General features: G+C 39.9%; 7 protein-coding genes. 4 read left to right on the top strand and 3 right to left on the bottom strand.

Translation table 11 applies throughout. The features are described from left to right. Positions 1-112 precede the first annotated feature (112 nt). Both LEP1GSC190_RS03740 and LEP1GSC190_RS20675 read left to right on the top strand, forming a co-directional pair. On the top strand, positions 113-760 hold the full coding sequence (locus LEP1GSC190_RS03740; RefSeq protein WP_002747020.1) for an LBL_2463 family protein: 648 nt from the start codon (positions 113-115) through the stop codon (positions 758-760). A gap of 24 nt (positions 761-784) precedes the next feature. Beyond that, entirely contained in the window at positions 785-1684 is a 900-nt protein-coding gene (locus LEP1GSC190_RS20675; RefSeq protein ID WP_002747024.1) for a histidine kinase N-terminal 7TM domain-containing protein, read from the top strand. On the opposite strand, the gene LEP1GSC190_RS03730 is transcribed toward LEP1GSC190_RS20675, so the two are convergent. Beyond that, positions 1671-2060, bottom strand: coding sequence for a helix-turn-helix domain-containing protein (locus LEP1GSC190_RS03730; protein WP_011669592.1), 390 nt, complete (start codon positions 2058-2060; stop codon positions 1671-1673). The genes LEP1GSC190_RS20675 and LEP1GSC190_RS03730 overlap by 14 nt on opposite strands. Positions 2061-2361: 301 nt before the next feature. On the opposite strand from LEP1GSC190_RS03730, the gene LEP1GSC190_RS19650 reads away from it, so the two are divergent. Next, positions 2362-2529, top strand: a complete 168-nt coding sequence (locus LEP1GSC190_RS19650; protein ID WP_002732791.1) for an LIMLP_19325 family protein — start codon at positions 2362-2364, stop codon at positions 2527-2529. Between the two features lie 48 nt (positions 2530-2577). Further along, the gene (locus LEP1GSC190_RS03725; RefSeq protein WP_002747018.1) at positions 2578-3786 is read left to right on the top strand and encodes a helix-turn-helix domain-containing protein; all 1209 of its coding nucleotides are present in this window, start codon (positions 2578-2580) and stop codon (positions 3784-3786) included. A 72-nt stretch (positions 3787-3858) separates the two neighbouring features. On the opposite strand, the gene LEP1GSC190_RS03720 is transcribed toward LEP1GSC190_RS03725, so the two are convergent. Both LEP1GSC190_RS03720 and LEP1GSC190_RS20105 read right to left on the bottom strand, forming a co-directional pair. After that, entirely contained in the window at positions 3859-4518 is a 660-nt protein-coding gene (locus LEP1GSC190_RS03720; RefSeq protein ID WP_002747028.1) for a hypothetical protein, read from the bottom strand. Positions 4519-4536: 18 nt separating this feature from the next. Further along, on the bottom strand, positions 4537-12720 hold the full coding sequence (locus LEP1GSC190_RS20105; RefSeq protein ID WP_237578357.1) for a hypothetical protein: 8184 nt from the start codon (positions 12718-12720) through the stop codon (positions 4537-4539). Between the last annotated feature and the right edge of the window lie 212 nt (positions 12721-12932).

The raw sequence follows: 12932 nt of genomic DNA, 5'->3' as shown, positions 1-12932 counted from the left end.
TAGATATAATTTGAATCCATTTTTAAAATAACCTTTTCCAAAATTCACACATTAATGAACGAAAAAAGATTTAAGAATTGTATTTTTATTATAATATGACATAATATTTATTATGTCATATAACTTATTATTTAACCCTCCTAATAAAGTTTGTACCAAAATTGAAAAAAATAATTTAATTCAATACTTAAACTGTAATTACGAATCAAATCCAAACCTGGTTGAGCGCGCACGGGAATTTGTTCAATTTCAGTATTCTAAATTAGAGTACGCCGGATACGACCCTGGCTTCGATCGTCAATTCGACCTTAATGGTTTTAGTCAGTATTTTATTGCTCTGGACGAAAATGATGAAATCATTGCGACTTCCCGAATCGTTTCTAGAGGTCCGTTTGGCCTACCGATTGAATATTCCTATCGAAGCGATACTGGAAAACGAACAGTTATCGAAGATGGAAATGTTGCTGAAATGAATTCATTTGCTGCTTTATCTATTTCGGTTGGAATAAAGGTACTTATTTTAAGTGCAAAGTATGTTTTGAAACAAAAATTTAATTCTACTTACGGATTGTATGATGTAGAAAGACCAGCTATCGGAAGGTTATATAATCAATTTGGTGCAATAGAATCCAAGCTTCATTCTTATAAAATTTACTTTCCAAACTATGGTAAACTTACACAAGGAAAAATTCGACCTACAGAATGGGCAATTCAAGTGTCAGATATATCTAAAATTATTGCAAAAATTAGTCATATGTGACTCACTGTTCCCAAGGTAATACTTTTGGAAACAGTTTATTTTCTTTTTTTCTCATCTATCTGCAATATTACTATAGGGTTTTATGTTTTATTAGTTATCGTAAGACAAAGAAAAAAATTCTTAGATTTTGGAATTCTTTGCATTTTGATTGGAATATGGGATGTTTTATTTGCTGTCCCTTTTTTTTACCACTCTTCTACTCTCTTTTGGACGAGAGTGATGACTCTTCCAATGATTATAGGCCCACTACTTTTGGTTCGATTTATACATTCATACGTTTTCAGTTTAAAACTGCCAAAAATCTGTAATTTCCTTATTTTTTTAGTTTATGTTCTACCAATATCCGCTTTGAGTTTTTCTAACATTTACATTTCTAAAGCGGAAATTATAAATTCAAAATTATATTTCGAAGCTGGACTTTTATACGATTATTTTGTAGCAGGAGGAGTTATTAGTCTCCTTTATTCAATTTTTGTTCTGTTTGTAGGTTTCAAACGAAGAAAAGGGCTCGATAGAGTTAGACTAGTCTACATTGCAATGGGGATCTGTGTTTGGTTTGGTTTTATCGCTATTTTTATGTTCCTATTCAAAATACTTGGCCTACCGGAGTATAATTTTGTAGCACCAATCGGTTGTAGTTTAGCTACAGCCACTTGGTCAATTGGAATCATCAAAATAAATTTGTTCGAAATTTCTGAAGATGCAATCTTAGAAAAGAGAAATTCGATCGTCGCCCATACAAACATTCTAATACTAAGAAAAGTTGACTCGCAATTTTACAAAAAAGCATTGATAAGTTATAGAAAGAACGCAATCGAAAGAATCATTCAGAATTTTGTAGACCTTCAAATCAATTCGGAACTTACTGTGGAAGAAATTTACTCCTATTTAGCAACAAAGGAAAAGGCTATCACTCCTCTATAATTCTTTCTGCCAAGGCGTTCATGGATTTCCTACCCGATTGATCCATTTTATAAATTTTCCAGAATATTTCCAAGGCGTCTGGAGAATTTTTTAAAAATCGTAGAAACACCGTTACTTCTTTAGTCAAGCTTTCCTTCTCTTCCCGTGATTTTCTTAATCCTAAATCAATCGGATCTAATTCGAAATCACGAACAAAAATTATAGGATCAATTTTTTCATTTTTATAAAGATTTACTACAAAAGTTAGCGTCGGAATCGTATGCCCACTCAAATAACGACTTACTGTCGGTTGTTTGACTTCACCTGCTTTAGCAAGGTCCTCTTGATTCCAACCTTTCCTACTCATTAAATCTTTCAGAATTATGCTAAAATTCATAAAATTTCATATCTGCATATTTTTCGCTTGAAATATACATTTATGTATATTATCATTCTATTAATCAATCGTTCCGGTTTCAATTTTTGATAATTAAAATTGGCAAGTGGGAATTATGCAACCGAAAAGTAAAAAAATCCAAGGCCGGTTTCTAATATTCACACACGTGCTTATCATCACGAACTTAATTAAAATATATAAGAATTTCGTACAGAAATATTTCATTTTCAATAATCAAAATATTTTCAACTTCCTAACTCAATTGAGCGTAAAACTAATCTTAACCAAAAAGGAACAAACCATGGTATTTAATTATTATCAAATAATGCCCTTAGAAATTTCCAATTCCGATTTAGACGAGTATGAGAAATATTTAGGCAAATCATTAAACGACGAGGACAGAGAAGTAATATTGAAATTCACAGGCTTTCGTAGGGTTTTAACGATCAGAAAGAAATTAAAACTGTAGAGTATTTTCTTTCTAACGATTTATTAAATAACAAATAAAATCAATATTATGACTGAATTCCATTCAATATTTGATATAAATACTATCGGAATTTTAGATTATGAGAGTTTTTTAAAATTGGGAATGTTCTATTTTCATGCTTTTGGGGTAGTGATCGGATTTTTATTAGGATTTTCTAAATTTTTTTCAAGTGATGGTTTTAGTAAATCCTACGGTTCCGTTTTACAATCCGCTGCGTTTTTTCTGATTTTAAATAACGGTATCCTGATCGATCAAGGAACTTTACGAAACGAATATAAAATCACATTCGGTTCTTATTATGGCTTAGTTCTTTATTCCAGCTTGGCTGTATTCGTTTGTTTCCAGTATGTATTAGAATCTTTAGATAATAATCCTTGGATTTATTGCAAACGACTTTTAGGGATCATTCCCGTTGCCATGTTATTTTCTTATTTCATTCCAAATCTTCACTTTATATCTTTTATAGACACTCTAGGATTTGGGATTTCTATTTTTACTTTTGTCTGGTCTTTGAGAAAGGTTTTAAAATCCAACAAATCTATTTTATATTTCAACCTCCCCTTTCTATCTCTTCTTATTTCTATTTGTTTTGTTTTTGATTTTTTAGGTACGATGTTTGATAAGAAGGATTTCTTTTTTATTGCGGAAATAATTCCTGGTTCCGCGATTTGCTACACGATTGCTTTAGAGCGCTTTTTTCCTTCTTTATTTAACAAGGTTACTATTCCTGGCATAAATAAAGACAAAGAAATTGAATTAGAAACAATTCCAAAGGTCAAAGAAACAAAAAAATATAAATATCCGTCTAGAGATTTGTTAGAAGGGATCGATTTAGAAAAAGTTAAAACTAAGCTGAATCATTTTTTAGATTCCAAGGGTTTTATAGACGAAGAACTTCGGCTCCCTGATTTTGCCACTGACTTAGGCCTCACTACTCATCAAGCTTCTTACTATTTGAATCGATATTTGAATATGAGTTTTACTGATTTCCTGCAATTCCATAGAATCAACGAAGTCAAAGTTATGATGCGTATAAACGCGAATTATAATCTTCTAAACATTGCTCTTGAATGCGGCTTCAATTCCGCCTCTTCGTTTCACAGAGCTTGTGTTAAGGTTACTGGTAAATCTCCTCGGGAGCTTAAAAAGGAAATTTTTTTAAACGAAAGTTCAAGTCTTACGATTCCACAAAAGTCAAAGACACAATCGGATTCTTTCAAAGACGTAGATTCTTAAAAATCAGGATTACAGCTTTGTGTTCGGATTTCTAATCTTTTGCTGTGGATTCTGCACTGCGCTACATTATTGTTAACGAATATAAAATTTATCACTTTTAATTCCAATATAATTGGATCCTTCTGAATTACAGGTGATTTTATCTTCCGTAATACTAGTACAAACAGTGTCAACATCTTCAGATACTTGAACTTCTTTAAGCATCGGAACAAAGGAAGTATCTAAAGAAGTCCTTTTTTCTCCTCTCTCACAATTGGTAAATCTTATCTCACCCTCATCAGGTAACGAGGGTTTACAAATCCAGTATTTAGCTCCAATAAATGATCGGCCTCTTTTTTTCTCAGAAATAAATCCTGTCCTAATTAAAGCTGCCTTATCGGCATATACCAATATCCACATATACGGAACGTTATTAAATAAAGTTTTTTCACCTCGGTTATAAAACAACCCATACGAATGCACTTTTGTTTCATTTTTGGTCAGTCCCCTCGCAAACGTAAAATAACGCTCACCATAGGTTTCTATATCCAAAAAACGATCCACTATTTCGTAAGAAGTCGGAAGCCAATCCGACTTTACCATTAAGGGAAATCCTGGATAGATTTTACCTAATTCTTTAACAGTTCCGTTTCCTATAAATCTGTATAAAATCGACTGATCTGTTGAAAACATAATTCGATCCCTACAGGCAAACAAAAATAATACGAGAACACAGATAATTATTTTTCTCATAAAGGATTACTCCAATGTTTAATACATTCTATTCAACTCTTGTTTTCGTAAAACATACATTTGTAATACAAAGAGTTTTTCATAATTTGAAAGCGGGGACGTAAGAGCTCTCGATTGTTGATTTGTAGGATCCCATTGACCGCTACCGTTCATCCATGCACCATCTTTATTCTTCCAATCATAGCTTTTCATAGCCGCTCCAATATCACCACTAAAAGCACCTTCAGCCGTAGATTCGGCAAGCTTTTCTAAATTCGCTCTACGCTCATGTCTAGTTTTCGCATCCATACTCGTTTCCATACCAGATTCAAGTCCATTCATTGTTAGCTCTCTTTTGTTACCGGAAGACTTACCCAAGAGATTATAAATAAAGTTCGTTATATCTGAAAAAGCACCTTTGTCTCCTAACGGTAAGTTGAGATTGTTATACCGCTCATTATATTGATCTCTAACTTGATTTTTAGCTTCATTTAGATCACTCATCTGACCATCAAAGTCTTCAGAATCGTCGATTGGACTTAGAATTGCCTTATCAAATTCTCCACTCTTAATCATACCCGAAATTTTCTTCTGGTATTTGATTGATTCCGCATTCGTTGTTTCATTAGAAAGTTCACCAAGAAACTTAGTTAACGCTTGTTTAATATATCCTTGTGATTCGTTTTCCAATTGTCCCGCTATATTAGATTGACGATCAAGATATCTTGTTTTTGAGTTTGAATCATACTTGCCATTTTTCTTACCAGTTTTACCCACAAGAATAAGATTTTCATCTTCTGGTATTAGATTTTCATTTCCATCCAACACAAATCGATTTCCATTGCTATCCGTCAGCGATCCGTCTGGTTGCCTGTAAATATTGCCATTCGTAGAAGTTCTCGCAAAAAGATCCCCACCACCAAACACGTTGTCCCAAGCGGACTTAGCACCACGGCCAAACCCGCTCGCCAAACCACTCATCCCGTCAAAAATGTCGCTTAACAAATTACGATTTGCAGAAGCGTGATCCGGATTGTTTGTCTTGTTAAAAAGATTACGATCAAAACCGTATTGAACATCGCTACTCAAACCACCGTATTCCGAAACCGTCCAAGAGGGAGTTACGCTCATAGGACCAAGCTGAGACGTAAGACCAATCGAAGCACCGTAACCAGCTTTCGTATCATAACTAAGACCCAAGCTGCCATACAAACCATTCTTTTCGTTGTATTGACCTCGGATGTTTGCACTCACTCCTTGCGATTGATTCTCACGACCTATGTTATTCACATGGACACCGGCTTCAGCCCAGTTCGAAAAGTTACCTTGGCTATCCGTTCCACCAAGACCTACTTTTAAACCCGCAGTGGCTCCCCAAGATCCGCTCTTAGAATTGTAGTTTAAACCAATACTACCGCCTAACTTCGTCTTGTTGTCCGTACCAATACTCACACCAGCTCCAAAACCGTTTGCGTAACTGTAACTCAGGTTCACTCCTACCACTCCTTCCGTGGTATAGTCCAAGGCAGAGTTTGCAATTCCTGATGCAACTCCCGCAAGCATTCCGGCCGAACCACCTTCGTAGGCTCCTCGAAACGATTTCCAACCCGTAGTTCCAATTGCAGATACTGCCATCAGGCTAACTCCGATCGGAGCAAACGGAGTAAACGTAAGGATCGCACCCACGATTCCAGTTACGGCTAATGTAGTAGTCACTACTTTGTCAAGCACCGCATCGTTTGCATACATCTCCGCTCCCGTGCGCATTCCAAGTTCATTCACATGTCGTTGTGCTTTGTTCGAATCTCTGAACTTGGCTAATTCGTAGTTCCCTTCCGCAAACGTACCATTCATCGTTTCGTTACCCATGCCAAGGGTTAGTAGGGTCACAAACGGTTCCAATACTGTCTCTGCTGCAAACAGTGCAAAGTCCATGGTTCCCGACATTGCATACAACGCACCTTGCAGCGCTCTTTCACTTTGTTTGCCAGCTTCTCTCAGGTCTTTCTTCGCACCGTTAAAGTCTGTAGTCGCTTTCAAGCTTGCTTTCACGCCAGAGATCACTGCATTCCCTATTCCTTTCGCTAACTCTACGGATCCTTCTCCCATCGCTCCCAGCTGATTGTAAAATCTTCCCATTCCTCCCGACTTTCTGTGCCGGGCCGCATCCATCTTGCCCTTTCTCTTGTCCATTTCCTTCTTTGTTTTCAGGATTACATAAAATTGGGAAAACTGCGCTTCTCCAAAACTTCCGTCGGATACTTCTCCCACAAGAAATCCAGAGTTCATCGCAGACTGAGCGCATTGTTCTGCTGACTTACCCATACAAGATACACTGTCACCATTCCTCACTCCTTCTAAATAATCATTGAAAGAAGCTTCAACCTCGCTCGGATCAAAAAGTCCCTTCTCCGCTTCGTAGTTGTGTTGTTTCTCAGGATTAAATACTTTCTTAAACTCCGCACTCATCTTGTTCTTCGCAAGTCGGACCATCACCGTTAGGTCATTTGCACTCGGAACATTCTCATGATCAATTAACAACTCCGGCTTTCCAAGATCCCAACTCTTCCCATTCGAATCTTTGACTTCCGGAAATACTGTCGGAGGATTGTAATTGTAATTCTGATACGTTCCCAGGGTTTGAACCTCGTCCCCTCCGCTTGCCGTTTTGATCGTCCTTACATACGCTGCCCCCAATCGCGCAAAGCCTCCATACGCCATCGTTTGGTTCAGTTGATCGTCCACCGATTCGTTCTGCTCTTTGATCGTCTTCGCAAACACTTCCGGTAAATTCCTAAGTGACTCTAATGTTTGCAGAATAATTAGGTTTTGACTCAGTTTGTTCGTTTCGTTTAACAATCCTTTAAATTGTTCTTTTAATCCGCTATCATTGAAGTTGTATTTCTTCACTTCGTTTAAAAAGAAGTTCGTATCAATAGACGACGCTCTCTCAATAAGGCTTGCGGAAATACTTCCCGGCTTTTTAGAAAGAATGCTTGAGAGTATATCGTTTACATTCACGTTCATACTCACTCCAGCAGGCAGATTCTCCTGCATCGAGGTTACAATTCCTGAAATCGAATCATACATCTCTTTCATCGTCAACTCGTCCGCTTGGTCATTGCTCTTCTGGAGGAAACTTTGGGTCCAAGTCTCTTTCTTTTCCAATGTGCTTTCGATTCGGTCTAAGTAAATCTTTTGGTTTGCTTCGTGTTGGGCTTTAAAGTCGTTTCTCCAGTCTTTCCATTTTCCTTGGAACTCCTGCACCATGTTTTCCCATCTTTTTGTTCCCGTTTGTTTCAAATACGATATGTTCTGGATCCAATCGCTCTTTAAATCGTAGAATTCTTGTTCTTTCAAATTCCACTGTAACTTTTGTTCTCCCGCTCTTTGTTGCAACTCTGCGTTAAAAATCTGAGATACAACTCCGCTTTCTCCCATATAATCATTGAGGACCGTTCTGTAAATGTTCGTCTCTACGTTGTATGCAATCGTTTCTCCGTTCGTTGTTTGGGTGATCTTTTTTAGTAAGTTCGAGGTAAATTGTTCTCTTTCTTCCAGCACTACCTTCCCGTCCACTTTCACCGCTATTTTCTCTTCCAACCCGATTTGTTTGGTATAGTTTTCGGCTTTGTTGTAGTATGCATCTCTTGCTACTTGGTATTGCGCTTCTGCCAGTACTCCCATCGCGTCTAAAAATTCATCCGCCCCTACCATCAGTGCCGTTTGTCTTCCGTATTGGTCGGTCTTTTCCGCGGTGGCTGTTGTTCCTCCCGCAGTATATTCTCCATTTCTTACATAGTTTCCGTATTGGTCGTGGATCGCTTTTTGCCCAGCCAGTCTTAAACCGTCGCTTCCTACTAAATCGTTAAACGACAATGGATTCGGAGTTGTAGGATTCGCCTTCCAGACAATGTCTTTTAAGCTGTTGCTTCCTGGATTTGTTTTCTGGATCATTTCTAAGTCTTGGGAACTCAATCCAAACTCAGGTCTTCCAAGTACGCTTAAAAGTTGGTTTGTATCATCCACGTCCGTTAATTCTTGCAGTTGGCCATACAAGTTCTTCAGCGCCGCACCTTGGGCGCCAATGGCACTCACCGCATCACTGACTTGACCCCGATTCGAATTGTATGTGTTGATTTCGTTCACATACGCCATCGTGAGCATACAAAATCCCATACATACCAAATCCAATTGGTTTAGGAAAAACACCTGCACCATCGTTTGGTTTACAAGCGCTTGCCCATACGACTGTTCATACCCGGCTCCCGAACTTCCGGATCCATAGCGGTATCCTCTCGTTTCAGGCGCCGGAAACAAGATCGAATTCATATGAGTATTTGCTCTTTGAGGAAGCGATTGGTAGCTTTCGTTACCAAGTGTGCTTCCCCATTTTCCTAAAAAGGAAGCCAAGTTGTAAGGTTGCATATCCGGAGTTATCCCCTGGCCGTAATCCCATTGATACGCAGTCATTACGTCCATCGTTGTGATCCTGCCGCTGATAATTCCTTCTGCGATTCTGTCTCTGTCCCTCGTCCACTGTTCTGTTTTTAAATATCTGGAACCCCCGAAGTCTAAAGATCCTTCGATTGTGTCCATCATTCCGACCGATTGTTTGTTGTTAGGCGGAGCAATTCCATACAACCTGTCCAATTGTTGGTCTAAATTTGCCTGTTGAACTCCGATTTGTCTCTTTAAATCCGCCACCTTTTGTCTGAGTAAAGTTTCCGCCGTATTGTATTTGACCGCAAGCAGCGCCCACTTCTCGGTTTCTGCCCTTTCATTTTGGACGTATGCGCTCAAATCGCCCGTTCCGATTTGAGAGGCCATTTTTTTCTGGAGAAGTTCCACTTCCTTGGCTTTGGCGTCGTATTCTTCTTTGGCTGCTTTGTATCTTGCTTCCGCCATCTTCTTGGGTGTGTCTATATACCCCGCAGGAATACCATTCTCTGACTCAGGTGCGTTATTGTTTTCCGCCTGGTATACGTTATGTTTAGAATATTCTAATAAAGTCGCATAGTCATAAAGAGCCGCTTTTTCGTTAAATGTATCCTGAGCGTCGAGCATCGTGTTGTAGGCGTTGCTTACCTGGGTTTCTTTGGCTATATATTCGTTTTGTTTTTGTGTCACCAAAGCTTGTGCGTCTTCGTATTGTTTTTTAAGTCCAGTCGGCCCTTCTATGCTCGCATTGGCTGCGTTAAACGCGTTCGTCGCTGCAGTCAGCTCCGCCGCAGGATTTACTCCGCTCGCAAGTTGTGCTTTTAAAAGTACATAACTCTGTCCCGCCGTCTCGATCGTATTTTTGAGCGTGGAAATCAGTCCGCCTTGATTTGCAATAGCTCCTGCATATTTGTCGTAGTCCACCGAGCCCGCGCTGACTACGTTTAAGGCCTGGTCCAGTCTTCCTTTGAGATTGGTAAAGTCACCGTCAAAGGAATAATTTCCGCTCGCATCTTTTTGGAGGATGTTGTCGCTTAAAGTATATGCGGAACTCATCACCTTCGCCGCAGTTCTAAGGCCCGGATTTAAGTCGGCTTTGGTTTGGATCGCATCCCCCGGCAATGCGTCTTCCAGAGGAGTCTCGTCAAACACCGCACTTTTGTGGTTTTCCAGTAAGTTAAACAGTCCACCTAACTTTTGTTCTGCGTTAATCTCAAGCTCCCTCAATCTTCCCTGGATCGCCAAACTTTCGTTTGTGGTTACGTCTGTGGCAATGTTGTCTGTGGGAACTCCTAAATACGAAAGATAACTGTCAAAATGGATGAGTCCATTTCTGTAATCGTTTACATACTTCTCTTTACGAATATTTTGATCCGCTTTTGTTAATTCAACTTTCAGTCGTTTGGCTTCCAAGTTCAAAGACTCGACTAAGTCCTCGTAATCGTTTGCGTAACCGAAATTTTGTAAAGCGGCTTGTCTTTGGACGAGGCTCGACGGATCATACTGCCAAAGCCCCCAAGCGTCCGTCACCCCGCTACTTAGGAGTCTAAACCGATCCTTCTCTTCGATCGTTAGGACCGTCTTGCCTTGACTTGAAAAATACGTATCCATCTCCGAAAAATATCCCTTACCACCTTCACCGTAAAATGCGGCAAGTTCCGGATTTTTTTGCAGGTCCTGGGCGCTCAAGTCCTCCGTATCCTCACCGTAATAATGCGACAAGAGAAAGTCCATCCGGGCAGTTTCTGCCACTGCCGTCTGTGTACTCGGATCAAATTTCGCTTCCACAAGCCAAGTCGTAAGAGCTTCCAGATCGTCGTAACTCAGCTCTTCTTTTTTCTGGTCCGCGGGAAGGTTCGCATTTTGGGAAATCCTAAGTTCTTTTTCTTCGTAATAGGCGGCTCTGGCCTCAAAGTTCTTTAAAATTTGAGAATCTAAATAGCTAGATGGATTTTTACTGCCATAGTTTGCCAAATACTCGTTCGTCAAAGACTCGATCTGTGCCTGTCTTTCCGGATCTAAAACGAGCGTCCCGTTTGCATCTTTTTTGTGCACGGGGCCGAGTTTCAGTAAAAAGTCGCTCATCGCCGCTCTTCTGGAATCTGCGCTCGACGGATCATACTTTTTGACCATCTTTTTAACCGGCTGGCCATTTTCCGTTACCGTTATCTCTTCTTTCGTATTGGAAAGATAATATTCAAATGTACTAATAAGTGTAAAGTTCTTCAACTCGGGAGGAAGTTCCCGGTCTGGATATACATTTCCTTGTGCGATTGCGTTTTTGATCAAAGAATACTGATTTACAAGAGAAAAGGTTTTCATCTCCTCTTTAAGTTCCGGATCATAGTCTTTCAAAAAAGTATTCAAATCGGAAATGAGTCCTTGTCTTTGAACCATCGCCATATCATCGAATGGTTTCAGGTATTCCCCCACTTCCAAAATTTCAGAGTCGGTCATTGCCTTTCCCAAAAACTTGGAATCAATCTCTACCACCCCTTGATTTTGCCCAAGGACACTGAATTTTCCTTCTTTGAGTTCCGTTAAAAACTCGGACAAAATCGGATTTCCAACGCGTTGCGACAAATACGCGTTCGCCAAATTCCGTTTGAACACCTCCCAACTGTTTTCTCTCAGTTGGTCAATTTTTTCCTGAGTCTGTTGCGAGAAAAAAGCCTGCGCCTCGGACAGTTTGTCCTGATAAACTTGAAAAGCTCCCTGCCAGTAAGCGTTCCCCAATGTGGATTTAAACTGAGTTTCAAACTTTGCCTGGTCCATCGGTTTGTTCTTTAAAATATCATACTTTTCTAACAAACTCTGAACCATACCCAAGTTGGAATACACGGCACCCGAACTTAAGAAATTACCGAGCTCAACCGCCAACTGGGAAATTTCACTGAGAGTTTTTTGCGCTTCTTTAGCCGCCGTTAAATTGGCTTTTGCTACGTTTTTGTCCGGACTCGGATACGACTGCAGATACTGGATGTTTTCAATTTCGTCCGTAAACGCACCCGCCGCTTCCACCATAGCCTTTAAAGCGGGATTAAACTCCACTCCGTCCAAACTTTTCTGGAGAAGAAAAGTTCTCAAATTTGCTACAACCTGGACTAGATCACTCTGACCGATCTGGTTCGGGCCGGAACCCGCGGTATAATAAACGATTCGGTCGTTTAAGGAATTCAGCCTGCTTGAAAGTCCGTTTAAAGGAACATTTTTGTTTTGAAGCGAACTCGCCCACGCGTTGGCGTTTTGTGAAAACGATTGGGCAGACGCCTGCAACTGATTGTTCGCATTCCCTAAGTTCCCCAAAAAGAACGAAACACCCGAGGATCCGTAGTCGCCAAACGGACCCACTTCCTTGTATTTCGAATATTCCAACAATGTAATTTGCTGCACTATGTTTCTCTGGGAAGAAAGCACCTTGTAATAATTCCCAGGATTCGAACTTACAATATCAAATCGTAATGCACTGCCAAGAGGAAGTTCCAAAGGTTCAGGAGGATCGACGGGCGGGAAAGTGAACTGCACTGCCTTTTCAGGCACTAAGATTTTGTTTACGGGTAGACCTAAAATCTGTTTGGCCGTTCGAGTCAAATATTCCTGTTCCGATTTTAAATCCTGAAACTTCAAAGAAACCCCGTTAAAGTAGGCGATCGTTTCCGAATGAGCTCCGGTTAGCGCCAGTCCGTCCGTTCTAACCTTCTCGACCAAAGTCAGATATTTGCCACCTTCTGCGTCCGCAAAATCGGCCGGGTGTAAGGCCCTAAAGGCAAGAAGTTCGTTCACGCTCGTTTTGTAAACGTTCAGTTTGGTTTGCGCGTCCGATTTGACTCCGTTCCAATCCAGAAGCGCGGACTTCAAAGAGTCCCTCATCGTTTTCAAATCCTCTGTGTCTAAATTCTCAAACGGTTTCGTATATCCTAATATTTTTAAGTTATTCGAATTGTAACCCGATTGACCCGGAATCTTGCCGTTTGCGTCTCTGTATGTGGGAGTCC

This window comes from Leptospira mayottensis 200901116 (genome assembly GCF_000306675.2).
GTDB classification, from domain to species: Bacteria; Spirochaetota; Leptospiria; order Leptospirales; family Leptospiraceae; genus Leptospira; species Leptospira mayottensis.
The sequence above is the reverse complement of the archived record's forward strand: the minus strand, read 5'-3'. Positions and strand labels throughout refer to the sequence as shown.

Bases quoted from the DNA above. Each gene is read 5' to 3' on its own strand.
- LEP1GSC190_RS03740 (WP_002747020.1), top strand. From the start codon at position 113: ATGTCATATAACTTATTATTTAACCCTCCTAATAAAGTTTGTACCAAA.
- LEP1GSC190_RS03730 (WP_011669592.1), bottom strand. From the start codon at position 2,060: ATGAATTTTAGCATAATTCTGAAAGATTTAATGAGTAGGAAAGGTTGG.
- LEP1GSC190_RS19650 (WP_002732791.1), top strand. From the start codon at position 2,362: ATGGTATTTAATTATTATCAAATAATGCCCTTAGAAATTTCCAATTCC.
- LEP1GSC190_RS03725 (WP_002747018.1), top strand. From the start codon at position 2,578: ATGACTGAATTCCATTCAATATTTGATATAAATACTATCGGAATTTTA.
- LEP1GSC190_RS03720 (WP_002747028.1), bottom strand. From the start codon at position 4,518: ATGAGAAAAATAATTATCTGTGTTCTCGTATTATTTTTGTTTGCCTGT.